A 24,239-nucleotide genomic window follows, 5' to 3' on the forward strand; every position below is an offset into this window, starting at 1 on the left:
TATAATTCTAACGCCGACTCCGAATTAGAAACGGGATTTTAAGAAAACCTCCGAAATAGCTAAGTGAGTTAGGAGAAATTATGACTAGTAACTCTCTCGCTACGGACGAGGGAAAACGAGAACAATGGACTGCACTGATGATCGAGGAGTGGACACTGTCGAACCGACAGCGACTGATGCCGTGGAGTACGACCTCGACGGCGACGTCGCCACAGTCACGTTGACACGCCCGGATCGGCTCAACGCCGTGACGAAGGAACTGTACGCAGGCGTCCTTGGTGCACTCGAGCGAGCGAGTGACGAGGATGCACGCGTCATCGTTATCCAGGGAGCTGGCCGGGCATTCTGCGTCGGCGCGGACATGAAAGCCCACGGCGAGCGTGAGCGAACCGCCGGCGAGAAGCGCGAGTACGCCTGGGCCGCCCAGCGCGCCTGTCGGGCGCTTCAGACCCACGAGCGACCCGTCGTCGCAAAGGTACAGGGGTACGCGATTGGTGCCGGCGCCGAACTGGCACTCAGCGCGGATCTGATCGTGATGGCCGACGACGCAGAGATGCGATTTCCCGAGACCGGGATCGGAACCTACGTCGGCGGCGGTGTCACCTATCGGCTTCCCGATCGTGTCGGCACTGCGACGGCAAAGCGACTGTTGCTCACTGCAGCCAGCGTCGACGGCGACGAGGCCGCGGCGATCGGGCTCGTCGACGAGACTGTCCCTCCCGACGAGTTGAACGCTGCCGTCGACGATCTCGCGGGCGAGATTGCCGGCAACGCGCCGATCCCAGTCGCGTTCGCGAAAGAACAACTGGACCGGCGGCCGGACGATCCCCAGCTCGCGTTGACCGCGGAAGTCGACGCGCTGCTTACCTGCATGGAAACTGACGACTGGCAGGAGGGTGTCGATGCGTTCGCCGAGGACCGCGAACCGATCTTCGAGGGGCAGTAATCATGCGTGATCCGATCGATCGCATCTTAGAGCCGTCGTCGATCGCCGTCGTCGGTGCCTCGTCCGATCCGTCCAAACGCGGCTACCAGGCCATCAAGACCCTCCAGGCGGGTGGCTTCGAGGGCACGATCTACCCGGTCAACCCGTCGGCCGACGAGATCCGCGGCCTCGAGGTCTTCGCCTCGATCGCCGACGTCCCCGAGCCGGTCGACCTCGCGTTGATCGTCGTTCCGGGACCGATCGTCCCGTCCGTGCTCGAAGACTGCGGCGAGATCGACGTCGGTGGCGCAGTCGTCATCGCCGTCGGCTTCGGCGAGACCGACGAGAAAGGCGAAGCCCTCGAGGAGGAAATCGTCTCGATTGCGGCCGAGAACGATGTCAGACTCGTCGGGCCGAACACGTCCGGGCTGATCAACGTCAGCGACGGGGCGAACCTCGTCGGTGCTGACGGCGTTCCCGAGGGTGACCTCGGACTGCTGTGTCAGAGCGGGAACCTCGCTATCGCGCTCTTTACCGAAGCCGCCGGCCGGGAAGGCGTCGGCTTCAGCCACTACGTTGGCGTCGGCAACGAGGCTGACCTCCAGTTCGACGAGTATCTCCCCTACTTCGAGCGAACCGACGAAACCGACGCCGTCGTCTGTTACGTCGAAGGCTTCTCCGACGGTCGCGCGTTCCTCGAGCAAGCTCGCGAAACTGGAGCGAAGACGCCGATCGTCGTCTGCAAGAGCGGCCGCTCGGACGTCGGCAAGCAGTCGGCGAGTTCCCATACGGGGTCGCTTGCGGGCGATGCAGCAGTCGCGGACGCCGTCTTCCAGCAGGCGGGCGTCGTCAGCGCCGATCGATCCGACGAACTGCTGGCGGCAGCCGACGCGCTGGCCTCCCAGCCACCCGTCGATGGCGGGAACGTCGCGGTCCTCGCCGACGGCGGCGGCCACGCGACGCTGGCAGCCGACGCCCTCGCCGAGCGTGGCCTCTCGGTGCCGCAGCTGGCAGCCGACACCCAGCGCCGACTCGAGAGCGTCCTTCCCGACGCGGCGAGCGTCCGAAACCCAGTGGACGTCGCCGGCGGGACCGACGATGATCCCTCGGTGTTCGCCGACTGTGCGCTGGCGCTGTTCGACGATCCGAACGTCGACGCCGTGTTGCTCTCGGGACTGTTCGGCGGCTACGGCCAGCGCTTTACCGACGACCTCGCGCCGATCGAGCAGGCCGCCGCAGCGGAGATCGCCGACGCCGCCGCGGCGACTGAGACGCCGCTGGTCATCCAGAGCGCCTACGAGAGCACCGAGCCCGAAACCCACACCATCCTCCGAGAGCACGACGTTCCGGTGTACGAGTCGCTGGACATTTCTGTCGCCTGCCTCGATGCGCTGTCGACGTACGGCACGCACCTGCAGGTCGCCGACCAAAAGAGTTCGTTCGAGCTCGATTCCGAGTCCGCCGACGGCCCCGACGGCGTTCGAGCGCTCGAGGACCGTGCCACCGACGGCACCCTCTCGGAGTACGACGCCAAAGCGCTCCTCGAGGAGTACGGCGCGCCGGTGACGCCGTACGCGCTCGCCGAAACGGCGGCTGACGCCGAACGCATTGCCGCCGAGTTCGACGGCCCCGTTGCGATGAAGGTCGTCTCGCCGGATATCATTCACAAAACCGAAGCCGACGCCATCGCACTAGACGTCGCGGACGAGTCAGTTCGATCGACACACGAGAGCGTGCTCGAGAACGCTCGAGCCTACGATCCAGACGCCGCGATCGACGGCGTGCTCGTTTCGCCGATGCGGACCGACGGCGTCGAGGTGATCGTCGGTGCGACCCACGACGAGCAGTTCGGCCCCGTCGTCATGTTCGGCCTCGGTGGGGTCTTCGTCGAGGTGCTCGAGGACGTTGCCTTCCGTGCCGCGCCACTGACCGAACACGACGCGCGGGCGATGCTCGGCGACATCGACGCACAGGACGTTCTCGAGGGCGCTCGCGGCGATCCGCCGGTTGACCGTGACGCGCTCGTCGACGTCCTCCTGTCGGTCTCCCAGCTCGTCGCCGACCACCCCGAAATCGCGGAGATCGACCTGAATCCGGTGCTCGCGGGCGAGGACGGTGCCGAGATCCTCGACGCGAGTATCGTCCTCGAGTCAGGCGATGGCGACGACGACCCCGACAGGCAGACACAGGAGCCAGATGCGGTCCCCGATGGAGGTGTCGATGAATGACAGATCCCACTGAAACCGAGACCGACGAACCGCCCGTCCGCGTCGACCGTCCCCGCGAGCACGTCGCTCGCCTCACACTCGACCGCCCGGATGCGATGAACGCCTACGACGAGTCACTCTTGCGGACGCTCGTTGCCCGCCTCGAGGAACTCGACTCGGACGACGACGTTCGCGCCATCATCCTGACCGGCGCAGGTGATCGGGCCTTCTGCAGCGGCGTCGACCTCGAGAACATGCCGCTGACCCCCGAGATGGAGTTTGCCGACTACGAGGCGGGACTCGGCCTGTTCCAGAACGTCGTTCGCACCCTGCGGACGATTCAGACGCCGGTCGTCGGCGCACTCAACGGCTACGCGCTCGGGGCCGGCTGTGATACGGCACTCGCCTGTGACATCCGCATCGTCAGCGAGAACGCGGCCATCGGCGAGACGTTCATCGACGTCGGCTTCGTCCCCGGCGACGGCGGCGCATACCTCCTGCCGCGACTGATCGGCGAAGCCCGCGCGAAAGAGCTGATCTTCACCGGCCGCCACCTCGAGGGCGAAGAGATCGTCGACTGGGGCCTCGCCCGTGAGTGTGTCCCCGCCGACGAGTTGCTCGAGACAGCCGAGTCGTTCGCCGCCGAACTCGCCACCCAGCCGCCGATCGCACTCGGCTTCAGCAAGTCGCTAGTCAACGAGAGCGCCGACGTCGACCTCGAGACGGCGTTCGAACACGCCACGCGCGCTCAGCGGATCTGTGCCCAGACCGACGATCACGCGGAAGCGGTCGATGCGTTCGCCGAAAACCGCGAACCGGAGTTTACGGGCGAATGAGCCTCGACACCGTTGCACTCGTCCAGTTCGATCCCACGCTCGGCCCGGCCGACGACGGCACCACAGCGCGACTCTGCGATCGGATTCGAGAGACCGCAGCCGAGGCGGACCCGGATCTGATCGTCTTTCCCGAACTCGCGACGACCGGCTACTCGATCTTTGATCAGATCGATGCCTGTGCAGAGCCGATTCCAGGGCCGACGACACGGGCCATCGGCGAGGCGGCCGCTGCCGTCGAGTCACACGTCCTCGTTGGAATGGCGGTCCGCGACGAGCGTGGTGTTCGAAACAGCGCCGTCTGGATCGATCGGAGAGGGGCGGTCCGGGCCCGCTACAACAAGCGAAACCCGTGGGGTGACGAACGCGACGTCTTCGTTCCCGGCGACGACATCCTCGTCCTCGAGTGTGAGGGCCGAACGCTCGGCATCCAGATCTGTTACGATCTGAACTTTCCTGCACAGAGCGCGGCGTTTGCACGGGACGCCGTCGACGCGATCATCAACATCTCCGCGTGGTCGGTTCCGATGGCAGGCGACTGGGATCGGCTGCTCCCCGCTCGAGCACTCGAGAACGGGGCGTACGTCTTTGGCTGCAACCGGGCCGGATCCGAGGGAGCGCTGTCGTTTTACGGCCACACCACGGCCTACGAGCCCGATGGCTCGATCGCAAAACGACTCGACGACCAGTCCGGCACGCTCGTCTCTCAGATCACCCACGAGACACTCCACGACGAACGGGAGCGAAACCCGATGCGACGCGACCGACGCGCCGATCAACCAACGACGAATCGAGTTTCAATCGGTTCTGGGGGTGGGAAGCACTGACATGTCCCCCAGCGGGATGTTTGGTGCATGATTCAGGGGTTTCGACGACATTTCAAGGAGTAGCAACAACCTAGTACTATGGCCGAAATCACACTCGACGAAACCGACTTCCGCTTGCTCAGAGAGCTAGATGAGAACGGAGAGATCGATGCCGACGAGATCGCTGAAGAACTCGACGTCAGCCAGTCGACAGTCTACTATCGACTCGAAAAATACCGCGAACAGGGGATCCTGACGGGAACGATCTCCCATCTCGATCGACACAAACTCGGCCTCGGTATGACGGCAATTTCTGAGATCAAGACCGTCTACGGCCCTGAAGCGAAGGAGGTCGGTGAACGACTCGCACAGCTTTCGGGCGTTCAACAGGTGTATTCGATGATCGGGGAGATGTCGTTCTACGTCATCTCTCACGTTCGCGATCACGACCACCTGCAGTCACTCATCGAGGAAATTATTGAAACCGACGGTGTCGAAAACTCCGCGACGCACATCGTTCTTCGGACGTTCAAAGAGGAGTCGCGACTGCTGGTCAACTACGATGACGAGGATTTAGAACAGCTGTTCAACAGCTGAGACCGACCACGTGTCGACAGCGGGATACCGGCGGCTGCGCTCAAGACCGACTCGACAACGAGAGACGGGACACCGTCAGCCCAACACGGAAACGGCAACGACTGGGTCGCCTACTCGAAGCAGGCGACTGGGTCGCCGGCGTCTCGAGGATCCGGGTCGAACGATGGCTCATCCGCGAGTCCGCCGCGGTATCGTGCCCGGAGCACGACGTTCTCATCGACGTAGTAGGTAACGCGAGTGTCTCGTTCGGTTGATGCGTCGGTCTGGCGTGTCGACGTCGTCAGATCGTACACGATCGAAGCCAGTACAGCCTCCATCTCAGTGTCCGATTCGATACCATCGATCTGTCGTTCCTGAAACCTGAACTCGAACTGGTCCGCCTCCGAGCCGTACGTCTCGAGAAACGTGTTTCGTCGATAGGCCTGCTCGAACTCGAGGACGTACTGATCAGCGCCGTCGGACACCGACGACGGCGGTGAGGGATACGGCGCTGGTTCGACGTCGTCTGCGTGAGACAGCGTCTCTGGATCGGGGCGGTCACTGTCGGCGCAGTCGTATCTGTCCGGGGGAACGATTCCAGGGTCGGTCGGCTCGTCGTGGCTCGTGAATTCCCTCTCGAAACAGCCCGCAAGCGCCACCGCAGACGGTATCGCAGCGGCGAGGAGGGAACGACGGGAGCGGGGAGGGCGCATAGTGTAATGTCAGCAATACATTATATATGGTTTTCGAACTCGTTACAGCTGACTGGCGTTTTGACACCGGCATCAAAAATAGCGTCGCGTCCTCAAGTGTGCGCTGTGAGCAACCGAACAGGGCAGTGACGTTACTCGTCTGCGAGCAGTCGGTCGACCATCTCGTCGGGGTCGAACCGCTCTAGGTCGTCGTAACCCTGTCCGACGCCAAGGAAGAGAATCGGCTTTCCGGTGACGTGGGCGACGGAGATTGCCGCACCGCCGTTGGAATCCGCGTCGGCTTTCGTCAAGATCGCTCCGTCGATCGCGGCCGCATTGTTGAACTCGCGGGCGCGATTGACTGCGTCCTGTCCCGCAACGGCTTCGTCGACGAACAACGTCATATCGGGGCCGACAACCCGATCGATCTTCTCGAGTTGATCCATCAGCCCCTCGTCAGTGTGGAGTCGGCCCGCGGTATCACCGAGCACGACGTCGATGTCGTTTGCCTCGGCGTACTCGACGGCGTCGTACAACACGGCTGCGGGGTCGCCGCCCTGCTCGTGGGCGATGAGCTTCGTATCCAGTGCGTCGGCGTGTTCCTGGATCTGCTCGTTGGCACCCGCACGGTAGGTGTCGCCGTTTGCCATCACCGTCGAGTAGCCACGCTCCTCGAAGTAGCGGCTCAGTTTCGCGATCGATGTCGTCTTGCCGACACCGTTGACGCCGGTGAAAACAATGGTGACGGGTTTGTCTTCGATCGCGATCCGCTCGTCGAAGTCGAACTGTCCGACGCTGATCACGTCGTAGATCGCATCGCGCAGTGCGTCTTCGACGACCTCGCCCGTCGAGGTCGTAAACGTCCGCGTCTCGCCAACCAGTTCCTCGCGAATGTTGTCGAGGATTTCCTCGGCAACGCCCATCTCGACGTCGCTCGAGAGCAACGCCATCTCGAGTTCGTGTAATGGGCCCTCGAGGTCTTCTTCCTCGATGACGAACTTCCCCTTGACGAGGGATCTGGCTTTGGCACCGAAACCGGTCGAGTTGTTGTCCTCGTCGGCCGTATCGTCTTCGGCCGTATCGTCTTCAGCTTCGGCGTCGGCGTCGGCCGCATCGTCGCCGTCATCTGCCTCGACAGCCGTCTCTGCGTCCAGCTCGTCGGGTTCAGTCTCGGGGACAGATTCGGGCTCGGTGTCGACCGATGGCTCCTGAGCGGCGGTGCCATCAGCGGCCGAGGTATCCTCTGTCGCCGGGGTCGCCGTTGCAGTCTCGACCTCGCGGTCGCTCTCGGATAGCGACTCAGCCTCGGCTTCACCATCGCCGTCGGCCTCGTCAGGGATCGTCTCTGGGGCTTCCGATGCCGCGTCCACGTCGGCTTCGGCCGTCGCCTCGGAGTCAGCTGACTCTTCGAGTTCGTCTTCGTCGACTTCTTCGACGTTCTCTTCGGCGGCTTCTTCCGCGTCTTTCCGGAAGCTCCCGAGTTTCTTCTTCAGGTTATCGAACATGCTAACGGTAGAAAACCGACGTTACTCGTCGCCCTGGCCCATCTGCTGCATCTGCTGTTGCATGGCCTGCTGCTGGAGCTGCTGGGCCTGCTGCTCGAGTTCCGTGCTCTCGGCCTCGAGTTCGGCGATTTCGGCGTTGACCTCGTCGATGCGGTCGTCGAGGTTGTCCTTTTTGTTCTTGAGCGTCTCGACAGCGTCGGTCTGCTCAAACTCGCCGGCGTAGTCTGCACCGAGCTCGACGATCACTTCGTCGATATCCTCGACGTTCGCGCGGAGGTAGGCCCCGCCACCGAGTGGGACCTGAACGGTCGAGTCCGTCTCGAGGGTCTCGAGCGCTTCGATGGCCTCGTCGGTTTCAGTCTTCTGCTGCTGGATTGCCTCGACGTCTGCTTCGAGCTCTTCGATCTCGGCTTCGATCTGCTGGATTTCCTGAGAGAGCTGCTGGAGTTGCTGCTGACCCATTATGCGCTCACCTCGTCGAGTTCGATTTCGCTGCGCTTCAGTCCGTGCTGGCTCCCAAGCTGAGAGTAGACGTGTTCGCGGGCGACGTTTTCGTTTTCGGCATCGATCGTCGTTTCGAACGGCGAGTAGCCGTCGCGGCTCTTGAACTGGCCAGTGACCGTAAATTGACTCATGACTACCCCTCCGGCAGGCAGTCGGAAGAATCTTCCCTTCTGTCGGAGCCAGCCCGGACCGGAACGACGGCCAGATCGGGGGGCGATACTGGTGTTCCCGGCAGACAAGCGACCATGCGAGAGAGAAGCCGTGGAACTCGAGCGAACGCCGTCAGATCTGTCCAGGCTGTTGGCCCGGCGGGCCACTCGAGAGCGCACTCGAGCCGCGTTTTGGTTTCACGATCTGGTCGGGATCGATACCGTCGAACTCGGGTGGCAACTCGCCGTCGGTTGCATACTGGTACAGTGCCGTCTTCGCGATCGCCGTCGCGGCGATGTGGACGACGACGAGTCCGCCCAGCGCCACCACAGTTGGGATGACTGTGAACACGAGCACTGACTGAGGGTTTGCGACCAGCAACAGTGGTGCGCCGATCCCACCAGCAACGACGAGCGCGCCCAACAGCACAGTCACTAGCCCCACCCCGAGGCTGACTCCACCGGCCTCACCCCAGGTGTCGCGAAAGAGGCTCACGCTGTCGCGCAACGACTCCCGAACGCCACCGTCTTGGAAGACGATTACGGGGACGATGAAGAACGTCATCATGAACCATGCCGCACCGGCGATCGCTCTGACGATCTGGGCACCCCACCCCTCCTGACTCTCGAGAGCCTGAAAAATCAGGCCAACGACGGCGCCGACGACACCCCACATGAGGATCGTCCGTTTGGACTCCCAGGCACCAGCGAGGCCATCGCGAAGACTCGTTGGCTCACCGTGGAACAGGTTGCCGACCGAGTGGACGAGGGCGGCGCTGAAAAAGGTTGCAATCGCCGTCGCGGCGAACATAACGAGAAACGAGGCGATGACGCCAAGGACGGTCATCGCCGTCTCGCCGCCACCATCGGGGAGAGCACCGGCCTGCTCGATGGCCGCCAGTCCGAACGTGGTTCCAAAGAGGGCCACAGCGAGACCAACGACGAGAACGACCAGCCCTGTAATCCACGTCAGTCCGTACAGCAACGGAAACGTCAGTAGCCACGTCTCGCGCCGAAGCACGCCGAACGACGCTTTCGCGATCGCAAGCCCGTTTCGAAACCGGGCGAACACTGATTGGAGGGACATGAGTGAGGTATCAGCAGCTGCGAATATAAGTTTTGACGACTGATTGCAGCGCTGACAGCCAGCCAAGTTTGGCCAAACGGTTTTGTCCAGCGAGTCGTACGCTCCGGTATGAGCGAACTCGAGCCAAGTGAACTGTTGCCAAGTGAACGGATGCAAACCCAGGTCCTCGAGGGCGAGGTCACCCAGATCCATCGTGGTCATAAGTATGCCGACGTGGGCGATACGTTCACGATCGACGAGACGACGTTCGAAGTTACCGATGTCACCGAGCGCACGCTCGGGGATTTGACCGACGAGGACGCCCAGGCTGAAGGAATGGCAGACCTCGAGGCCTACCGCAAGCTGCTCGAGCGAGCGCACGATAATTTCGAGTGGGATGACGACAGCGAGGTCGTCTTACACCGGTTTAAAACGCAGTAGACGGGATGAAAAACGGCTGGGCAACCAGAAACGAGACGCGACCGACCGCGATCAGTCTAGATAGCCCAGGGCGTCTTCGATCCGGCCCAGTTCTGGCCCGGTGGTATCCGATCCGACAACGTAGCCGGCGTCGTTGGCGATCAGTCCGGAGCCGACGAGTGGGGCCCCGTAGTTGACAGTGCCGACGTCGGCACGGACGTCGAGGGCGTCCTCGAGGACGTCCAGTTCCTCGTCGGTCGCTTTGGGGTGACAGAGCACACCAGCGTTCGTCGCGACCGCGGCCGTGCCGACGGTTCGGACACCCGCGAGGTCGCCGCGTTCGACGGGGACCTCGAGCGTGTCTTTGACGATCTGAATCGCCTCTCGTGGGAGGTCGGGGTGGACGTACGCGCCGTAATCGTTGGCGAGCACGACGTTCCCCGCGGCGTTGATGTTCCCCGGGAGTTCCGCAACGGGGAGGTCAACGTCCTCCTCGAGTCGTTCGCGTTCGTACTCGAGCACACGAGCGCTGACGAGCAGTCCGTTCTCGTTGCCCGTCGCTAACGCGCCGACCGTCGAGGAACCGCCGACGGTCGTCCCGATTACGGGCACCTCGAGTTCGTCGGTCAGGTCAGCGATGACGTCGTCGTCGACGTCTGGGCGGACGAGCACGCACGAGTCGGTCGCGCGGGCGAAGACGCCGACGTAAGCCGACCCGGCGAAAGCGAGACGCTTCAAATTTACTCGGCGACCTCGGCCTCGACGACGGCTTCTCCGTCTTCGTCGAAGCGAGCAGCGCGAACACGGAGTTTCCGTGGCGGGTTGGATCGGCCCTGCGACCAGACCGTCTCGTTGATCGAGGGGTCCAGACGGATGGCGTCCTCGTCGACCGCGAAGTGTTTCGCAAGGTGCTCGCGGATGAGTCGCATCGCGTAGTCGGCGGCCTCGTGGTTGGCTCCTTTCTTGACGTCGCGCAGTGGAACGGTTACAACGCGTTCCTCGAAATCACTTGCACTCATTGTTATTCGTCAGTGTCGTTGCGCCGCCAGTTGCGTCGCTTCGGGTTTCGCTGCACTTCCATGTTGGTCTTCATCATGACCCAGGCCGGAACGCGGCTGTTCTGGTTCTCGAGTTTGGCAAGACGCTTTTTCTTGCCCTTCGATTTCTTACCCATAGTAGCCGGACGTAGCCCGCGGTGGCTTAAAATCTTGTCCATCTCGAAGACACGCACACCGTACTGTCAGCGACACAGTCAGTGGTATCATAGCCATTCCCACTCACCGCCCACCTGCTCGTGCTTGTGCGATCACTGCATCAATCAGCTCAGTGGGTTCGATCGACGAGTTGCTCGAGCGTGCGCGTGACGGCCTCGAGAGTGGCTTCGCTGAGAGACGTCGTGTACGACCAGTTGTCGACACCCTCGTAGCCGTCGTGGTGGTGGAAATCGTCGTGATTGCCACAGCCACGTCCGTGCCAGCGAGTCCCACCACCGATCTCGTCCGGCCCGGCGTAGGCGGTCGCCATCGGTGACACACGCATCGTGTCGTCGTCGGTTCGTACCGCAGTCCCGAGGGAGTGATCGCAGCCAGAGCCGCCGACTGTCTCGGCAACGCTGGACGAGATGAACGTGTGTAGCGTCTCGTGAATCGCCATATTCCGTGTCACCGCCCGCGAGTCCCAGAACTCGGTTGCGCCGAGGTTTGCGACGGTTCCGGCGTCTCCGGTAGTTCCTTCGGTGTCGTTTCCGACCAGTGCGTTCGGTGACAGCGTCCCGCCGTAGCCGAGCCGGTAATTAAACGGTGCCCAGCACAACAGCAGATGGCAGGTCGATCCAGTGAGAGCGTTTCGCTCCCGGAGGCGATCGTCGAAGACCTCGAGGACCGTCTCGAGTGACGGGAAGAGTGCCTCCGACGACCGTGGCGTCGCCGAGAACGGAAAGCGAACCAGCGTGCCGCGGTCGATGCGTGCCTCGAGTCCCTCGAGTCGCGAGCGCTCGTGGGCGTACGCGAGGATCTGGTCGAACGCATCCTCGATCGCCGAACGAGCATCTCGAAACGGTGGCGGCCAGTCGTCTCGGATGCCGTCGAACCCGTATCGGACCCAGGCTCGAAGCGCCACTGGGCCGGGATAGACGCGGACGTGAATCGGTGTGCCGTCGACGGCTTGCTCGTCGAAACGGTGGGTCAGCGTCGAGAACGCAGCTGCACCGCCGACCGATGTAAGCAGCTCTCGACGAGAGACGATTCGTCTCGCCCTATCCGCGGAGCGGTGGGTTCGAAGCGAGGGAGTCACGGCTGATCGCTGCGCGGTCCAGTCGCCATCGTTCCGTAGACACTACACCAGTGACCAGAATGGGAGTTTGACTTGCAGGTGCCGCCCGAGTCAAGTCGGGACGGCCGTGGTAGACTCGAGCGAGTCGGCAGTCAGTGCTCGCCCGCGACCGAGACAGCTACTCGAGCGGGAACGAGTCGACCGTCGAGTACACCGGCCCTTCATCCGTGAGGGTGCTCTCGGTCAGCTGAATCGCGTCGACACGCGCTTTACCGATCGTTGGATCACGTTCTCGAACGAGGTCCTGTACCAGCTCCTTCCCGCCTGCATGCTGCATGCGTGCGAGCGTGACGTGGGGCGTAAACTCGTGTGACTCCGGATCGAACCCCAGAGCCGTCATTCGGCTCTCGATCGCGTCGTGGAGTCGTGTGAGTTCCTCGCCACCCGTTTCGGTACCGACCCAGACGACGCTGATGTACTCGAGGTCGGGAAAGACCCCCAGGCCACCGTACCGGACGGTGAACGGATCGACGTCGGCGTCGGCGACAGCGGCCTCGAGTTCGCGCTCGAGGGCCGGGAGCTGATCCGCATCTACGTCGCCGAGAAACTTCAGCGTCACATGGGTCTGTTCGGGATCGGTGAAGTTGAGCCCACTTGCGTCTTCGAACTCGGCTTGCAGGTCGGCGACCGCTTCTGTGAGGTCGTCTGGGAGGTCGACACTGACGAACAGTCGCATACTCGAGCCATCGCTGGCGGTGTACTCAATGGTGACGGTGGGGGCGACCACGGCCATCGGGGTCGGTTAACAGGTGTCGGGACCGAATAGCTGTATGCTGTCCGGAGGGAACTCGACCCAGAGCGTCTCGCCAGTTTCGTTCGGGGGTTCGGACTGCTCGACGACGAGTTCGTCACCCGTTATGGACTGCACGGTCACGTCGTACCGACGGCCGATATCCGCGATATGGACGACTTCACACGGCAGCGACGGCGTCGTCCCGGGGGTCGCAGAGTGCCGAAGCGAGAGGTCTTTCGGGCGAATATGACACGTGACCGGCGTTCCCGCTGACAGCTCACGCGCTGTGTTGTCGAGTCTGATCTCGTGTGTCCCCAGTGCGATCGTAAGTGGGTGTTGGTCGACGACGGTCGCCGCGAGCGTGTTCGAGCGGCCGAGAAACGACGCCACGAAGGGGGTTGGTGGCGACTCGTAGAGCGTTCGTGGCTGCCCAACGCCAGCAACCTGCCCGTCGTTCATCACCACGAGCCGATCCGCAAGCGCCATCGCCTCCTCCTGATCGTGAGTAACGAAGAGTGTCGTAACTCCGGTTTCGCGCTGGATACGTGCGATCTCATCTCGAAGCTGTTCACGTAACGTTCGGTCGAGCGCCGACAGCGGCTCGTCGAGGACGAGGACGTCCGGCTGTGGCGCCAGCGCTCGAGCCAACTCCACGCGGCGCTGTTGGCCACCGCTCAGTTCCGAGGGAGCGGCGGTCCGCTGGTCGTGGAGATCGACCAGCTCGAGGTAGTCGGCCACGAGTTCGTCACGCCGAGCAGGTTCGATATCGCGTGCGTTGAGTCCGTATGCGACGTTCTCACTGACAGTCATATGTGGGTACAGCGTCGGTTGCTGGAAGACGATGCCGACGCGGCGTGTCTCGGGTGGGGTGTCGGTGACGTCTTCGCCGCGAAGCACCACTCGGCCCGTTGTCGGTCGAACGTGGCCGGCGATCGCCTGAACGATCGTCGTCTTTCCACAGCCACTCGGGCCGAGCAGTGCGACCAGTTCTCCCGACTCGAGGCCGAACGAGACGTCGTCGACGGCCAGTTCGGTGCCGTATCGGTGCGAGAGCTGCTCAAGTTCGAGGATCATTCGTCGACCACCGTCGGGACCCGTCCAAGTCGCTGGACTGCTGCGAGGACGACGAGCGTAATGGCGAGGAGTGCAAGCCCCAGCGGGACGATAGCGTCGATCCCGCCGGCGATGAAGTCAACCCAAATACGGGTTGGCATCGTTCGTGGGTTGTAGGCGACCATCATCGTCGCACCGAACTCCCCGATCGCCCGTGCGAACGTCAGGACGATCCCCGCGACGATCGCACCACGAGCCATCGGAATCGAGACGTTCCAAAACGTCGAGAGCGGCCCGTATCCCAGCGACCGTGAGGCCTGTTCCAACCGCTCGTCGATGGCACCGAAGCCAGCTCTGGCGGTGATGATGACGAACGGCGCGGCGACGAACGTCTGTGCGAGGATGACACCGAGGAGACTGTCTGTAAGCGAGATCCCGACGGCAGCAGCAGCCGCGCCGATCGGTGTAAACCGGCCAACGGCCGTCAGCAACATCGCACCGCCGACGACCGGTGGGATGATCAGCGGCAACACGACCAGTGCCTCCACGAGACGCTTACCCACGAACGACGTGCGAGCGAGTACGTACGCGAGCGGGACGCCGAACACGGTCGCGATTGCCGTCGAGATGGGGGCCGTAAGCAGCGAGTTCCGGATCGCCACCTGCGCTTCCGGCGTCGACAGTCCAGCGACGACGTTTGATATCCCGGTCCGGGACAGGAACGCGACGAACGGAATCGCAAAGTAGAGCAGAATCACCCCACCGAGGACGGCTGGGAGCAGGAGCTCCGGCATTCGCCGAGAGTAGCCGGACAGGGGCGGCCGAGAGAGGCTCATACGTCGATTACCTCCGGAAGCGCCCCCTCCGGACGCGGGAGGCTCTCGCTAACAGTGAGTCCTGCATCGACGAGCAGGTTCGGGTTGTCGATGAGAAACTGGACGAGCTGGTGGCCCGCATCGGGGTCGTCTGCCTCGTCGTTGACCGTGGCGTTGTACAGTATTGGCCGCCCTTCAGCAGTGTATCCCTCCTCATCCGTCGTGAACTCGACTGTCGCGTAGTGGGCTTCCAGTTCGGGGTTTGCGAAATTGTACGCGTCGGGAAACTCGAGAAACGGCATCTCGTGATCGACCGCCATATTGTGATAGACGACCGACGCCGCTCGAGACCCGCTTTCGACGCCCGCCATCATCTGTGGCTCTTCGGGCTCCTCGTAGACGCGCTCCAGTAGTTCGTCTTGGAGCCCCTCGAGGCCGTGTTCGGCCTCCGCAAGCTCGAACGCCTGGACGGCGCGATAGCCGAGCGGGTCGAGATCCGGATCACCGATCGAGAGATCGCCGTCGTCACTCTCGAGGGCTAGCTCGTACCACGGGATACCGTCCTCGAGGTCCTGTCCAAACGCCGTCTCCGGGTTGTATCCGATCCCGAGACTGTTGGTCGCAAACTCGACGTCCCAGTCGGTGAACTCGCCGTACAAACGATCACGGAGCAGCGTCGAATCGGCGCTCACGATGACGTCGGGCTGTTTGGTTCGGTCTTCGACCATCCGCATCACCGCGTTGGCCCCATAGTACTCTCCGTGAACCGAGATTCCAGTTTCGTCCTCGAACGCCGGGCCGATGTGGGATTCGAACGTCTGTGCGAGACTGCCAGCCGAAAGCACACGTACCGAGTTCGTCCCAGTTCCCAAACAGCCAGCGACACCGATGCCGACGAGGCTACCCGCTGTGGCGAGAGCTGTACGGCGGCTGACGCCGTCCCCATCATAATCGCCACCAAGATCCATATGACACAGTTTGGTTTCCTCGTTCATATAACCATATCCAATTTCTAATTCCTACTAATGTAACCACAAACAATTACTTATTCAGCGAGAGTGAGCATATGTCACAACCGGGTGAGCCCGCTGGACGGACGGTTCGTGTCGCCAACGCTGCCGTGCCGAGCGCCGACCGTCTGGCATTCGGTTACCGGTGACGGTTACGTGAAGGCTGTTAGGGCCGACGATTATATTGATACGACACTTGCATACGATGATGACCGACGTTGTCGTACTTGGCGGTGGGATCGGCGGCCTCACCACGGCGCACGAACTCGCCGAGCGCGGGTTCGACGTCACCGTCGTCGAGGCCAACGACCGCTTCGGTGGAAAGGCCCGATCGGTACCGATCACGGACGATCCGAAGGCGCTACACGGTGAGCACGGCTTTCGGTTCTTCCCAGCGTTCTACCAGCACGTCATCGAGACGATGGATCGAATCCCCGACGGAACCGGGACCGTCGCCGAAAACCTCGTCGAGACCGAAGCGACACTCATCGCGAACGCCGACAGCCCGGGCCGGATCGCCGAGACGCGGACCCCCAACTCGCTGCGTGGGTGGCTCGAGGCACTGCGTCCGGCCTTTGCCGAGGACTTGCCCGACGACGACGTTCGCTTTCTGCTCGAACGACTCCTGTATCTGCTGACAGCCTGTGACGAGCGACGTGAGGGCGAGCTCGACGACATCTCCTGGTGGGAGTTCATCGATGCCGACAACCGCTCACAGGAGTTTCGTGATCGCCTCGCCTACGCGACCCAGTCACTCGTTGCGCTCCGACCCCAGGTCGGGAGCACCCGGACGATCGGCACTATCTATCTGCAGCTCCTGTTCGGCCAGCTCGATCCCACCCAGCCGACCGAACGCGTCCTGAACGGACCGACCAGCGAGGCCTGGATCAAGCCATGGGTCCGCCATCTCGAGGCGCTCGACGTCGACCTCCGACCGGCCACGCCAGCGACGCAACTCGAGTTCGATGGCCGCCGGATCACCGGCGTCACGTTGGCCAACGGGGAGACGATCACAGCCGACGAGTACGTCCTCGCTGTTCCAGTCGAGATCGCCACCGAGTTCCTCACACGAAAGATGAGGCGTCTCGCACCCGAACTCGAGCGGATCAGTCAACTCGAGACGGCGTGGATGAACGGGATCCAGTTCTACCTGACCGAAGACGTCGAGTTGACGCGGGGCCACCAGGTCTACGCCGACGCGCCGTGGGCGCTGACATCGATCTCACAGCGACAGTTCTGGACAGGGTACAACGTCGCGGATCACGGTCCCGACGCGGTCGAAGGTGTCCTCTCGGTGATCGCCTCCGACTGGGATACACCCGGCATGCTCCACGAGAAGCCAGCCAGATCGTGTACGCGCGACGAGATTGCAACGGAGATCTGGGCACAGCTGAAAGCCCACCTGAACGTGACCGAGACGACGCTGGACGACGACATGCTCGTCGACTGGTTCCTCGATCCGGCGATCGTCGAACGCGACGACGGCGGCGTCGAGAACCGCTCACCACTGCTAATCAACACCGTCGGCGCGTTAGCGAACCGACCATCGGCCGACCCGGCGATCGACAATCTCACACTCGCAAGCGACTACGTGCGGACGAACTCGGATCTGGCCTCGATGGAGTCGGCCAACGAAGCCGGCCGCCGCGCAGCGAACGCGATCCTCGAGCGACACGGACGGAAGGCAACGGTCGCGACCTGGGAGCTTACGGAGCCAGCCGTATTCGAGCCGTTCAAGCGACAGGACCGGTTTCGGTATCGGCTCGGCCTCCCGCATCCCGGTGACGTGACCCACTCGATTCGAGGCGCAACCAGACGGCTCAGCAGCCGGCTCTGAAGCGTCTCTCAGGCACAGAGCCGATACCGGGTCGCAGCCCTTAACAGTCGTCGTCGCCAACGTCTGGCAATGACTGATCGAGAGGGCAATCGCGACCACCAGTTCTCCGAAGGAGAGGGCTTCGAGGACACCTACGACGAGTTCGATCTGGATCCACCGGAACTGAACGTCGATCCGTCGAAGGTCGACCCGGTCGACTCCCGCGTCCTCGCCGACACGCTCGATGCGCGGACCATCAATCAGGACGAAGTCGATGCGAGCGAGTTGCTCGACGTCGGGCTGAACTACATGCAGATCAACCGCTACGAACAGGCCACCGAGGCCTTCGAGCGGACCGCCCGCTTCGCCGAGGATGACGGTCTCGCACAGGAGGCCTGGGTCAACAAAGGTGTCGCCCACGCCGAACTCGAGGAGTACGACGAGGCGATCGGTGCCCACCGCGAGGCGATTCGAATCGACGGCGAGAGCGAACACGCCGCGACGGCCGAGACGAATCTCGCTTACGCACTCTGGGAGTTCGGCGAGACGACACAGGCTCTCGAGCACGCCGAACGCGCCGTCGAGATCGACGAGCGCTTCGCCGAAGGCTGGTTCAATCGCGCCTTTTTCCTCTCAGAGCGTGGCCTGGCCGAGGAGGCACTCCACTGTATCGACAACGCCATTCGGCTGGGACTGCGCAACGCCAAAGTCCTCGAGGAGAAAGCCGAGATTCTCGAGGAACTGGGCGAGTACGACGAAGCCGAGGAGATCGCCGAGGAAGCAAACGAGATGCGTGAAGAAGCCGAACAGCGCATGATCGAACAGCGAAAGGAGATGCAAGGTCACACCCCTCCCGACGTCGATGAGCAGTCCGAGCGACAACAGGGCGGGGTCGATATCACGGATCCGGGGCGCGCATCCGATCGCGATGGCGAGTGGGAACTCGAGTAACGACGGATGATCGTCAACGAACGACAGACACCAGAAGGGCTGTTGGTCGCCGTCTGTGACGAGGCCGTCCTCGGCGAGACCTTCGAGGGCGAGGGAATCTCGCTGGCCGTCACCGAGGAGTTCTACGGCGGCGAGACAGTCGACGAAGACGTCGTCGTCGACAGCCTCGCTCGAGCGACTGTCGCCAACATCGTCGGCACGGAAGCTGTCGAACTCGCCGTCGAGAACGGGTTCGTCGACGAGGCGAACGTCCTCGAGGTTGGGCCGACGCTGCACGCGCAGTTGCTGTGGCTGTAGCCGGCGACACCGAAGGCAGCGCGGAGCTATAGATCAGTGTTTCTGAACCGATAGTAGCCGACGGCGACGGGGACGACGAGCCAGAACAGCAAGACGACGACGCCAAACCAGTCTTGCAGATAGAACGGCGCGTCACCTGCGTACCGTTCGGCCGGCGTCAGCTGGCTCGCCTCGAAATCCTCGAGTCCGTACTGAAACGTAAAGGGGAATACCTCGCCTTCGATAGCGTTGCTCGAAAGCGTCGTGTAGGCGGACATCGGGTTGAACTGCTCGAGGACGAGATACCACGTTTCGGCTTCGACCGGCGGCCCTTCGTCGTAGAGCAGGTAGTACGGCCCGGCAGTGACGAGTTCCCAGAGTGCGACAAAGAGCATGTAGAGGCCGACGACGAGCGCCATCGATTTGCCTCGTGTCGAAACACCAGCGGAGACGCCGACTGCGAGGCCCGCGAAGGCGACGCCGAACAGGAGCGTGATTGCGCCAAAGGCGACCCAATCGGCAAGCGGCACCGAGCCGAAAAAGGCCGCGCCCAACACGAGCGCGACGAGGAAGGCGAGGACGACGGCCGTGCCGACGACAGCCATCCGTCCGAGCAGTTTGCCGAAGACGACGTCGGTGCGGTTCGGCGGCAAGCCAAGCAGGAGTTTGATACTGCCCGAGCGACGCTCGCCGACGACGGCCATGTAGCCGGCGATCAGCGCGGCGATCGGCACGATCGTCTGCAGTGGGAAGCCAAGGAAGCCAAGCACCTCGGCCGCCGTCGCGTCGTCGGCCGTATACCAGATCGCCGTATAGCCGATGACAACGATCCCGACGAGCAGGCCGATCAGCGACCAGAGCAGTTTCGATCGGCCGGCGTCCTCGAACTCCTTGCGGGCAACAGTCGTGATCTGTGCGGTCATTGGTCCACCTCCGTGGCCACAGCCTCGGGAGCCGCTGTGTCGTCAGTTGCCTGCACCCCAGCGTCCCCCTCACCGTTGGTGAGTGTGGTAAACAGCGACTCGAGCGAGACGTCGTCGATTCGAAGGTCCTGAATCGTTGCGCCTGCGGCGTCGAGCGCAGTCACGATGGTCGCTTTCGCCGCCGGATCGGCGATCGAACACTCGAGCGTCTGTCCAGCGGCGGCGACGGCAGTGATTCCAGCAACGCCACGAGCGGTCTCGAGATGGCCATCGGCAGCGTCGGCAAGTGTGAGTTCCATCGTCGCCCCGTCACCAAGCGACTCTCGGAGCCCCTCAATGGTGTCGACGGCGACGAGCGTACCCTCATTCAATACGCCGATACGATCACAGACTGCTTCGACGTGCTCTAAGATGTGACTCGAGAAGAAGACGGTCGTCCCGCGGTCGGCCTCCGCGCGGACGAGGTCTTGCATCTCACGGATCCCGTGGGGATCGAGCCCGGAGGAGGGCTCGTCCATAATCAGCAGGTCGGGGTCGCCGACCAGCGCCATCCCAGTCGCGAGGCGCTGGCGCATCCCCTTGGAGTAGTCGCCAGCCGGCCGCGCGGCGTCCTCGACCGAGAGGCCGACGCGCTCGAGGATCGCCTCGGGGTCGTTCGTGGCGTCTTTGGTGTCGATTGCGAACTCGATATGTCGACGGCCAGAGAGTCGCGGGTAGATGTCGAACCCCTCCGGCAGGACACCGACACGGGGGCTGATCTCGTCTGCCTCGTCCTGAGCGTCGTAGCCGAGCACTGTCGCCGATCCCGATGTCGGGCGAGCGAAGTCGAGTAACATGTTGATGGTGGTCGACTTCCCCGCCCCGTTTGGGCCCAGAAAGCCGAACACTTCGCCGTCTTCGATCGTCAGATCGAGGTCGTCGACGGCGGTCAACTCACCGTAGGTTTTCGTCAACCCAGTCGTTTCGATCGCGGTCATCTTGTTGGTACATACACAGGAATTGCATATAATCGACGGGCCGCAGTTTCAGGTACGGAAACTCCTTCAACACCCCCAAAGTGTGCGTTTTCGCCATAGCCAGCATCGTCGCCACTGGTACCCTCGAATCGACGGCGAGATCCCACAGCTTGCAGGTCGAGAGTGGACGATTCCATCCGTCTAGATGCCCGAGACCGAAGGAGTGTTTTGTCTGCGATACCTCTGGCTACATAATGAGTCAGCAGAACCTCGAGCCGCTGGATGTCGAGGCGATTCGTGAGGAGTTCCCCATTCTCGAGCGGGAGTTCGACGGCCAGCAGGTCGTCTACCTCGACAACGCGGCGACGACCCAGACCCCCGATGCGGTCGTCGACGCGATGAGCGACTACTACCGTGAGTCCAATGCGAACGTCCACCGGGGCATCCACCACCTGAGCCAGGAGGCCTCGATCGCGTATGAGGAGGCCCACGACCGCGTCGCCGAGTTCATCGGCGCTGCGGGGCGCGAGGAAGTCATCTTCACGAAAAACACGACCGAAAGCGAGAATCTAGTCGCCTACTCGTGGGGTCTGCACGAACTCGAGCCCGGTGACGACGTCATCCTCACGGAGATGGAACACCACGCTTCGCTGGTCACGTGGCAACAGCTCGCCAAGCGAACGGGTGCAAACGTCGAGTACATCCGCGTCGACGACACCGGTCGGCTAGATATGGACCATGCCCGCGAACTGATCAGCGACGATACCGCGATGGTCTCGGCCGTGCACGTCTCGAACACGCTGGGGACGGTCAACCCCGTCTCTGAACTCACCGATCTCGCCCACGAACACGGTGCGCTCTCGTTTATCGACGGCGCACAGGCAGTCCCGAACCGTCCCGTCGACGTCGCAGAGATCGACGCCGACTTTTATGCCTTCTCGGGGCACAAGATGGCTGGCCCCACCGGCATCGGTGTTCTCTACGGCAAGCAAGCCCTGCTCGAGGACCTCGAGCCCTACCTCTACGGCGGCGGCATGATCCGTAAGGTCACGTTCGAGGACTCGAGTTGGGGCGAGCTCCCCTGGAAGTTCGAACCCGGGACGCCGCCAATCGCCGAAGCCGTTGGGCTCCACGCCGCGATCGACTGGCTCGAGGACCTTGGTATGGAGCGCGTACAGGCCCACGAGGAAGAGCTCGCAGCTTACGCCTACGACCAGCTCGAGGCTGAAGGCGACGTCGAGATCTACGGTCCCGAAGGCGGTCCCGACCGCGGCGGACTGGTCAGTTTCAATCTCGAGGGCGTCCATGCCCACGACCTGACCTCAATCCTGAACGATCACACGGTCGCCGTGCGAGCGGGCGATCACTGTACGCAGCCGCTACACGACAAACTGGGCGTGCCGGCATCGACTCGAGCGTCGTTTTATGTCTACAATACACGCGACGAAGTCGACACACTGATCGCCGCGTTGGACGACGCACGACAGCTGTTCGCATAGCAACGCCGTCTACACTGCGTTTTCGCGATCCGTTCGTTTAGTATCCGTCGCCAGAACACGACGTCATGCTCGAGGCAGTCCGCACTCAGGCCCGCCCGTATTTCGACGACGCTCCACCGGCACACGACTGGCACCACGTCAGGCGTGTCGAGACGCTCGCGGAGACACTGCTCGAGCGCCACCCACAGTCGGCGTCGATAGACGACCGCGTCGTTCGCCTTGCGGTCGTACTCCACGATATCGGCCGCGAGCGGGAAGACCGTGGCGAGATCGACGACCATGCGATCTGGGGCAGTAAGGAGGCGGGCCGGATTCTCGAGGGCGTTGGCGCGGACGCAGAAACGATCGAGCACGTAAAACACTGTGTGCGTTCACATCGGTACTCGAACGAGATCGATCCGGAGACGCTCGAGGCAAAACTCCTCAGTGACGCGGACAACCTCGATGCCCTTGGTGCGGTCGGTATCGCTCGCGTCTTCGCCCACGGGGGTGCGCTCGGAACCTCGCTGTACGATCCCGACGTGCCGGTTGCCGATGACGATACGTCGGCCGGCCAGACGCAGTACAACCACCTCCACAAGAAGATCCTCGACCTTCCGGATCGGATGTACACCGACGTCGGCCGGGCCGTTGCGGAGCGTCGAGGCCGGTTCGTCCGCGAGTATACAGAACAGTTCGAGGGAGAACTGTCCGGGGAGCGATAGCAGCCCTCGGCCTCTTGAAGAGAGACCGCCGCGCAATTGTAATGAACAACAAACTCACACAGGATTTTTGGGCTCGCCAGTTGTACATGGGAGTGCCGAGGTGAGAATAATGTACGAGAAACCGATTAGTCGTCCCAAGCGGGACCCGTTCGACGCACTGGTTGACGTTCTCGCCGCGGCAACCCGGTACGATCTTCATCTCGTGATCGTCCCGGTTGCGTTTGCGGTTGCACTGGTCGCGGCGAGTGTACTGGGCGTATCGATAGTGCAGGCGATGCTCATCGCAGCACCGATCGGTGTGTTCGTCATCATCGATGCCTGCTATCTCAACCCCCCAGTCGATCAGGGGTCGCCGTAGCAGCATCGGCCAGCAACCGTTCGACGTGTCGACAGCGTGTTCTCACAGTGGAGATCCATACCTGATTGTCTCCACAGAGAACCGCTTATCATTTCGTACGGCGAAGTTGCGTAACCATTCGTGGTAACGAGATACTGTGTGCCCCGGAACCCTTTTACAACTCTCAGTGCTACTCGAGGATACCAATGGGACTGGGCTCGGATATGTACAGACAGCAGATCCTCGACCACTACAAGAACCCGCGGAACTACGGGGAACTCGAGGATCCGACGTTTACCCACATCGGCGAAAACCCGATGTGCGGCGACGAGATTCGTATGGACGTCAAACTCGCTGACGACGAAGAGACGATTGAGCAGGTTGCGTTTTCGGGCGACGGCTGTGCGATCAGCCAGGCCTCTGCGAGTATGCTCTCGACGAAGCTTCGTGGCAAAACGGTCGAGGAGTTACTCGAGATGGACCGTGACGACGTGGTCGATATGCTCGGTGTCGATATCTCGCCAATGCGAGTCAAGTGTGCCGTTCTGGCCGAAAAGGTTGCCCAGGACGGCGCGGAGATCTATCAGGGCGAACTCGATGTCGAGAAGACGACGACCGAAGACTGATCCTGTCGAAAAAACGGAGTGACGGATACGCACTCCGGAATCGGTCGCGGATTCGCGGCCGTCATACTGACCGACAGCCCACGAGAGCGGCCGATCAAACGTTTTCAGCTAGCTCCCTGAGACCGACAGCAACGGTGTCCGAACCCAACTGTGTCGTGGTGACCGACTCGTCCACAGACGGCTTTGCCAGCCAGTGTGACCACTGCCCCGTTCAGAGATAGGTTTTTGCTAACTCGAGACATACGATGTTCGATGAGTAGCACCGGTTCGTCGAAACGGGACGGCAACCGTGACTCGGTCACCGACGCAATCGTCACAGCAGTCGCCGACGCGGAAGGTGTCGACGTCCTCGAGTTACCGCCGCTGTGGGACGTGGTCAATCCTGACGCACTCGAGACGGCGTTTTCGCCGTCGAAACGTGATCGGTCAGTAAACCGAGCCGGTCAGATCGCCTTCATCTACTGTGGCTACAGGGTGCTCGTCGAGTACGGCGATTCAGTCACGGTCTCACTCGAGTCGTAAAAAC

The 24,239-nt window shown here is 62.4% G+C and carries 29 protein-coding genes; 14 read left to right on the top strand and 15 right to left on the bottom strand.

Going from position 1 to position 24,239, the window contains the following annotated elements; genetic code table 11:
* Positions 1 to 124 precede the first annotated feature (124 nt).
* The 5 genes from DV706_RS05400 (at position 125) to DV706_RS05420 (ending at position 5,368) form a co-directional block, all read left to right on the top strand.
* Positions 125 to 946 carry an enoyl-CoA hydratase/isomerase family protein gene (locus DV706_RS05400; RefSeq protein WP_006066138.1) on the top strand — a complete coding sequence of 274 codons (822 nt, stop codon included), beginning with the start codon at positions 125 to 127 and terminating at the stop codon, positions 944 to 946.
* A 2-nt stretch (positions 947 to 948) separates the two neighbouring features.
* Positions 949 to 3,153, top strand: coding sequence for an acetate--CoA ligase family protein (locus DV706_RS05405; protein ID WP_006066137.1), 2,205 nt, complete (start codon positions 949 to 951; stop codon positions 3,151 to 3,153).
* Positions 3,150 to 3,968 (top strand): enoyl-CoA hydratase/isomerase family protein, encoded by an 819-nt coding sequence (locus DV706_RS05410; protein WP_006066136.1) that lies wholly within the window; start codon positions 3,150 to 3,152, stop codon positions 3,966 to 3,968. The genes DV706_RS05405 and DV706_RS05410 overlap by 4 nt, the downstream gene beginning before the upstream one ends.
* Entirely contained in the window at positions 3,965 to 4,792 is an 828-nt protein-coding gene (locus tag DV706_RS05415; protein ID WP_006066135.1) for a carbon-nitrogen hydrolase family protein, read from the top strand. The genes DV706_RS05410 and DV706_RS05415 overlap by 4 nt, the downstream gene beginning before the upstream one ends.
* 78 nt (positions 4,793 to 4,870) lie before the next feature.
* Positions 4,871 to 5,368 carry an Lrp/AsnC family transcriptional regulator gene (locus DV706_RS05420; RefSeq protein ID WP_006066134.1) on the top strand — a complete coding sequence of 166 codons (498 nt, stop codon included), beginning with the start codon at positions 4,871 to 4,873 and terminating at the stop codon, positions 5,366 to 5,368.
* Positions 5,369 to 5,478: 110 nt separating this feature from the next.
* Here DV706_RS05420 and DV706_RS05425 read toward each other — a convergent pair whose 3' ends face one another.
* From DV706_RS05425 to DV706_RS05445, 5 genes are all read right to left on the bottom strand, one after another.
* Positions 5,479 to 6,060 carry a hypothetical protein gene (locus tag DV706_RS05425; protein ID WP_049889787.1) on the bottom strand — a complete coding sequence of 194 codons (582 nt, stop codon included), beginning with the start codon at positions 6,058 to 6,060 and terminating at the stop codon, positions 5,479 to 5,481.
* A gap of 131 nt (positions 6,061 to 6,191) precedes the next feature.
* On the bottom strand, positions 6,192 to 7,544 hold the full coding sequence (gene ftsY, locus DV706_RS05430) for a signal recognition particle-docking protein FtsY (protein ID WP_136350813.1): 1,353 nt from the start codon (positions 7,542 to 7,544) through the stop codon (positions 6,192 to 6,194).
* A gap of 21 nt (positions 7,545 to 7,565) precedes the next feature.
* Positions 7,566 to 8,006 (bottom strand): prefoldin subunit alpha, encoded by a 441-nt coding sequence (gene pfdA, locus DV706_RS05435; protein WP_006066130.1) that lies wholly within the window; start codon positions 8,004 to 8,006, stop codon positions 7,566 to 7,568.
* Complete coding sequence (gene rpl18a / locus DV706_RS05440) at positions 8,006 to 8,179, bottom strand: 50S ribosomal protein L18Ae (RefSeq protein ID WP_006066129.1); 174 nt, start codon at positions 8,177 to 8,179, stop codon at positions 8,006 to 8,008. Before rpl18a ends, pfdA begins: the two co-directional genes overlap by 1 nt.
* A 151-nt stretch (positions 8,180 to 8,330) precedes the next feature.
* Complete coding sequence (locus tag DV706_RS05445) at positions 8,331 to 9,284, bottom strand: DUF6159 family protein (RefSeq protein WP_006066128.1); 954 nt, start codon at positions 9,282 to 9,284, stop codon at positions 8,331 to 8,333.
* Positions 9,285 to 9,392: 108 nt separating this feature from the next.
* Here DV706_RS05445 and DV706_RS05450 point away from each other — a divergent pair, with 108 nt between their 5' ends.
* Positions 9,393 to 9,704 (top strand): ASCH domain-containing protein, encoded by a 312-nt coding sequence (locus DV706_RS05450; protein ID WP_006066127.1) that lies wholly within the window; start codon positions 9,393 to 9,395, stop codon positions 9,702 to 9,704.
* 51 nt (positions 9,705 to 9,755) lie between these two features.
* Here DV706_RS05450 and DV706_RS05455 read toward each other — a convergent pair whose 3' ends face one another.
* The 8 genes from DV706_RS05455 to DV706_RS05490 all read right to left on the bottom strand — a co-directional run bounded on the left by DV706_RS05455 (position 9,756) and on the right by DV706_RS05490 (position 15,610).
* Complete coding sequence (locus DV706_RS05455; RefSeq protein WP_006066126.1) at positions 9,756 to 10,421, bottom strand: translation initiation factor IF-6; 666 nt, start codon at positions 10,419 to 10,421, stop codon at positions 9,756 to 9,758.
* 2 nt (positions 10,422 to 10,423) lie between these two features.
* Positions 10,424 to 10,702, bottom strand: coding sequence for a 50S ribosomal protein L31e (locus tag DV706_RS05460; RefSeq protein WP_006066125.1), 279 nt, complete (start codon positions 10,700 to 10,702; stop codon positions 10,424 to 10,426).
* A 2-nt stretch (positions 10,703 to 10,704) separates the two neighbouring features.
* On the bottom strand, positions 10,705 to 10,857 hold the full coding sequence (locus DV706_RS05465) for a 50S ribosomal protein L39e (protein ID WP_006066124.1): 153 nt from the start codon (positions 10,855 to 10,857) through the stop codon (positions 10,705 to 10,707).
* A gap of 149 nt (positions 10,858 to 11,006) precedes the next feature.
* Positions 11,007 to 11,975 (bottom strand): hypothetical protein, encoded by a 969-nt coding sequence (locus DV706_RS05470; RefSeq protein WP_006066123.1) that lies wholly within the window; start codon positions 11,973 to 11,975, stop codon positions 11,007 to 11,009.
* A gap of 157 nt (positions 11,976 to 12,132) precedes the next feature.
* Complete coding sequence (thpR, locus tag DV706_RS05475) at positions 12,133 to 12,690, bottom strand: RNA 2',3'-cyclic phosphodiesterase (RefSeq protein ID WP_049889785.1); 558 nt, start codon at positions 12,688 to 12,690, stop codon at positions 12,133 to 12,135.
* 66 nt (positions 12,691 to 12,756) lie between these two features.
* Positions 12,757 to 13,821, bottom strand: coding sequence for an ABC transporter ATP-binding protein (locus DV706_RS05480; protein ID WP_006066121.1), 1,065 nt, complete (start codon positions 13,819 to 13,821; stop codon positions 12,757 to 12,759).
* Entirely contained in the window at positions 13,818 to 14,636 is an 819-nt protein-coding gene (locus DV706_RS05485) for an ABC transporter permease (protein ID WP_006066120.1), read from the bottom strand. The genes DV706_RS05480 and DV706_RS05485 overlap by 4 nt, the downstream gene beginning before the upstream one ends.
* On the bottom strand, positions 14,633 to 15,610 hold the full coding sequence (locus DV706_RS05490; RefSeq protein WP_006066119.1) for an extracellular solute-binding protein: 978 nt from the start codon (positions 15,608 to 15,610) through the stop codon (positions 14,633 to 14,635). The genes DV706_RS05485 and DV706_RS05490 overlap by 4 nt, the downstream gene beginning before the upstream one ends.
* Before the next feature lie 223 nt (positions 15,611 to 15,833).
* Here DV706_RS05490 and DV706_RS05495 point away from each other — a divergent pair, with 223 nt between their 5' ends.
* The 3 genes from DV706_RS05495 (at position 15,834) to DV706_RS05505 (ending at position 18,689) form a co-directional block, all read left to right on the top strand.
* Positions 15,834 to 17,462, top strand: a complete 1,629-nt coding sequence (locus tag DV706_RS05495; protein ID WP_049889784.1) for a hydroxysqualene dehydroxylase — start codon at positions 15,834 to 15,836, stop codon at positions 17,460 to 17,462.
* Between the two features lie 69 nt (positions 17,463 to 17,531).
* Entirely contained in the window at positions 17,532 to 18,392 is an 861-nt protein-coding gene (locus DV706_RS05500) for a tetratricopeptide repeat protein (protein WP_006066117.1), read from the top strand.
* 6 nt (positions 18,393 to 18,398) lie between these two features.
* Complete coding sequence (locus DV706_RS05505) at positions 18,399 to 18,689, top strand: DUF424 domain-containing protein (RefSeq protein ID WP_006066116.1); 291 nt, start codon at positions 18,399 to 18,401, stop codon at positions 18,687 to 18,689.
* Positions 18,690 to 18,715: 26 nt separating this feature from the next.
* Here DV706_RS05505 and DV706_RS05510 read toward each other — a convergent pair whose 3' ends face one another.
* Positions 18,716 to 19,591, bottom strand: coding sequence for an ABC transporter permease (locus DV706_RS05510; protein ID WP_006066115.1), 876 nt, complete (start codon positions 19,589 to 19,591; stop codon positions 18,716 to 18,718).
* Positions 19,588 to 20,568 carry an ABC transporter ATP-binding protein gene (locus tag DV706_RS05515; RefSeq protein WP_006066114.1) on the bottom strand — a complete coding sequence of 327 codons (981 nt, stop codon included), beginning with the start codon at positions 20,566 to 20,568 and terminating at the stop codon, positions 19,588 to 19,590. Before DV706_RS05515 ends, DV706_RS05510 begins: the two co-directional genes overlap by 4 nt.
* Before the next feature lie 233 nt (positions 20,569 to 20,801).
* Here DV706_RS05515 and DV706_RS05520 point away from each other — a divergent pair, with 233 nt between their 5' ends.
* From DV706_RS05520 to DV706_RS05540, 5 genes are all read left to right on the top strand, one after another.
* Positions 20,802 to 22,046 (top strand): aminotransferase class V-fold PLP-dependent enzyme, encoded by a 1,245-nt coding sequence (locus DV706_RS05520; protein WP_006066113.1) that lies wholly within the window; start codon positions 20,802 to 20,804, stop codon positions 22,044 to 22,046.
* Between the two features lie 65 nt (positions 22,047 to 22,111).
* The gene (locus DV706_RS05525) at positions 22,112 to 22,750 is read left to right on the top strand and encodes an HD domain-containing protein (protein ID WP_006066112.1); all 639 of its coding nucleotides are present in this window, start codon (positions 22,112 to 22,114) and stop codon (positions 22,748 to 22,750) included.
* Positions 22,751 to 22,859: 109 nt separating this feature from the next.
* A complete protein-coding gene (locus tag DV706_RS05530; RefSeq protein ID WP_006066111.1) occupies positions 22,860 to 23,108 on the top strand; it encodes a hypothetical protein in 249 nt (82 codons plus the stop codon).
* 185 nt (positions 23,109 to 23,293) lie between these two features.
* A complete protein-coding gene (gene sufU / locus DV706_RS05535) occupies positions 23,294 to 23,713 on the top strand; it encodes a Fe-S cluster assembly sulfur transfer protein SufU (RefSeq protein ID WP_006066110.1) in 420 nt (139 codons plus the stop codon).
* 252 nt (positions 23,714 to 23,965) lie between these two features.
* Positions 23,966 to 24,235, top strand: a complete 270-nt coding sequence (locus DV706_RS05540) for a HalOD1 output domain-containing protein (RefSeq protein ID WP_006066109.1) — start codon at positions 23,966 to 23,968, stop codon at positions 24,233 to 24,235.
* The last annotated feature ends 4 nt before the right edge of the window (positions 24,236 to 24,239 follow it).

This window comes from Natronorubrum bangense (genome assembly GCF_004799645.1).
GTDB lineage: Archaea > Halobacteriota > Halobacteria > Halobacteriales > Natrialbaceae > Natronorubrum > Natronorubrum bangense.

Excerpts from the sequence above, each read along its gene's own strand:
- DV706_RS05400 (WP_006066138.1), top strand. The coding sequence starts at position 125 with ATGGACTGCACTGATGATCGAGGAGTGGACACTGTCGAACCGACAGCG.
- DV706_RS05405 (WP_006066137.1), top strand. The coding sequence starts at position 949 with ATGCGTGATCCGATCGATCGCATCTTAGAGCCGTCGTCGATCGCCGTC.
- DV706_RS05410 (WP_006066136.1), top strand. The coding sequence starts at position 3,150 with ATGACAGATCCCACTGAAACCGAGACCGACGAACCGCCCGTCCGCGTC.
- DV706_RS05415 (WP_006066135.1), top strand. The coding sequence starts at position 3,965 with ATGAGCCTCGACACCGTTGCACTCGTCCAGTTCGATCCCACGCTCGGC.
- DV706_RS05420 (WP_006066134.1), top strand. The coding sequence starts at position 4,871 with ATGGCCGAAATCACACTCGACGAAACCGACTTCCGCTTGCTCAGAGAG.
- DV706_RS05425 (WP_049889787.1), bottom strand. The coding sequence starts at position 6,060 with ATGCGCCCTCCCCGCTCCCGTCGTTCCCTCCTCGCCGCTGCGATACCG.
- ftsY (WP_136350813.1), bottom strand. The coding sequence starts at position 7,544 with ATGTTCGATAACCTGAAGAAGAAACTCGGGAGCTTCCGGAAAGACGCG.
- pfdA (WP_006066130.1), bottom strand. The coding sequence starts at position 8,006 with ATGGGTCAGCAGCAACTCCAGCAGCTCTCTCAGGAAATCCAGCAGATC.
- rpl18a (WP_006066129.1), bottom strand. The coding sequence starts at position 8,179 with ATGAGTCAATTTACGGTCACTGGCCAGTTCAAGAGCCGCGACGGCTAC.
- DV706_RS05445 (WP_006066128.1), bottom strand. The coding sequence starts at position 9,284 with ATGTCCCTCCAATCAGTGTTCGCCCGGTTTCGAAACGGGCTTGCGATC.
- DV706_RS05450 (WP_006066127.1), top strand. The coding sequence starts at position 9,393 with ATGAGCGAACTCGAGCCAAGTGAACTGTTGCCAAGTGAACGGATGCAA.
- DV706_RS05460 (WP_006066125.1), bottom strand. The coding sequence starts at position 10,702 with ATGAGTGCAAGTGATTTCGAGGAACGCGTTGTAACCGTTCCACTGCGC.
- DV706_RS05465 (WP_006066124.1), bottom strand. The coding sequence starts at position 10,857 with ATGGGTAAGAAATCGAAGGGCAAGAAAAAGCGTCTTGCCAAACTCGAG.
- thpR (WP_049889785.1), bottom strand. The coding sequence starts at position 12,690 with ATGCGACTGTTCGTCAGTGTCGACCTCCCAGACGACCTCACAGAAGCG.
- DV706_RS05480 (WP_006066121.1), bottom strand. The coding sequence starts at position 13,821 with ATGATCCTCGAACTTGAGCAGCTCTCGCACCGATACGGCACCGAACTG.
- DV706_RS05485 (WP_006066120.1), bottom strand. The coding sequence starts at position 14,636 with ATGAGCCTCTCTCGGCCGCCCCTGTCCGGCTACTCTCGGCGAATGCCG.
- DV706_RS05490 (WP_006066119.1), bottom strand. The coding sequence starts at position 15,610 with ATGAACGAGGAAACCAAACTGTGTCATATGGATCTTGGTGGCGATTAT.
- DV706_RS05495 (WP_049889784.1), top strand. The coding sequence starts at position 15,834 with ATGACCGACGTTGTCGTACTTGGCGGTGGGATCGGCGGCCTCACCACG.
- DV706_RS05500 (WP_006066117.1), top strand. The coding sequence starts at position 17,532 with ATGACTGATCGAGAGGGCAATCGCGACCACCAGTTCTCCGAAGGAGAG.
- DV706_RS05505 (WP_006066116.1), top strand. The coding sequence starts at position 18,399 with ATGATCGTCAACGAACGACAGACACCAGAAGGGCTGTTGGTCGCCGTC.
- DV706_RS05510 (WP_006066115.1), bottom strand. The coding sequence starts at position 19,591 with ATGACCGCACAGATCACGACTGTTGCCCGCAAGGAGTTCGAGGACGCC.
- DV706_RS05515 (WP_006066114.1), bottom strand. The coding sequence starts at position 20,568 with ATGACCGCGATCGAAACGACTGGGTTGACGAAAACCTACGGTGAGTTG.
- DV706_RS05520 (WP_006066113.1), top strand. The coding sequence starts at position 20,802 with ATGAGTCAGCAGAACCTCGAGCCGCTGGATGTCGAGGCGATTCGTGAG.
- DV706_RS05525 (WP_006066112.1), top strand. The coding sequence starts at position 22,112 with ATGCTCGAGGCAGTCCGCACTCAGGCCCGCCCGTATTTCGACGACGCT.
- DV706_RS05530 (WP_006066111.1), top strand. The coding sequence starts at position 22,860 with ATGTACGAGAAACCGATTAGTCGTCCCAAGCGGGACCCGTTCGACGCA.
- sufU (WP_006066110.1), top strand. The coding sequence starts at position 23,294 with ATGGGACTGGGCTCGGATATGTACAGACAGCAGATCCTCGACCACTAC.
- DV706_RS05540 (WP_006066109.1), top strand. The coding sequence starts at position 23,966 with ATGAGTAGCACCGGTTCGTCGAAACGGGACGGCAACCGTGACTCGGTC.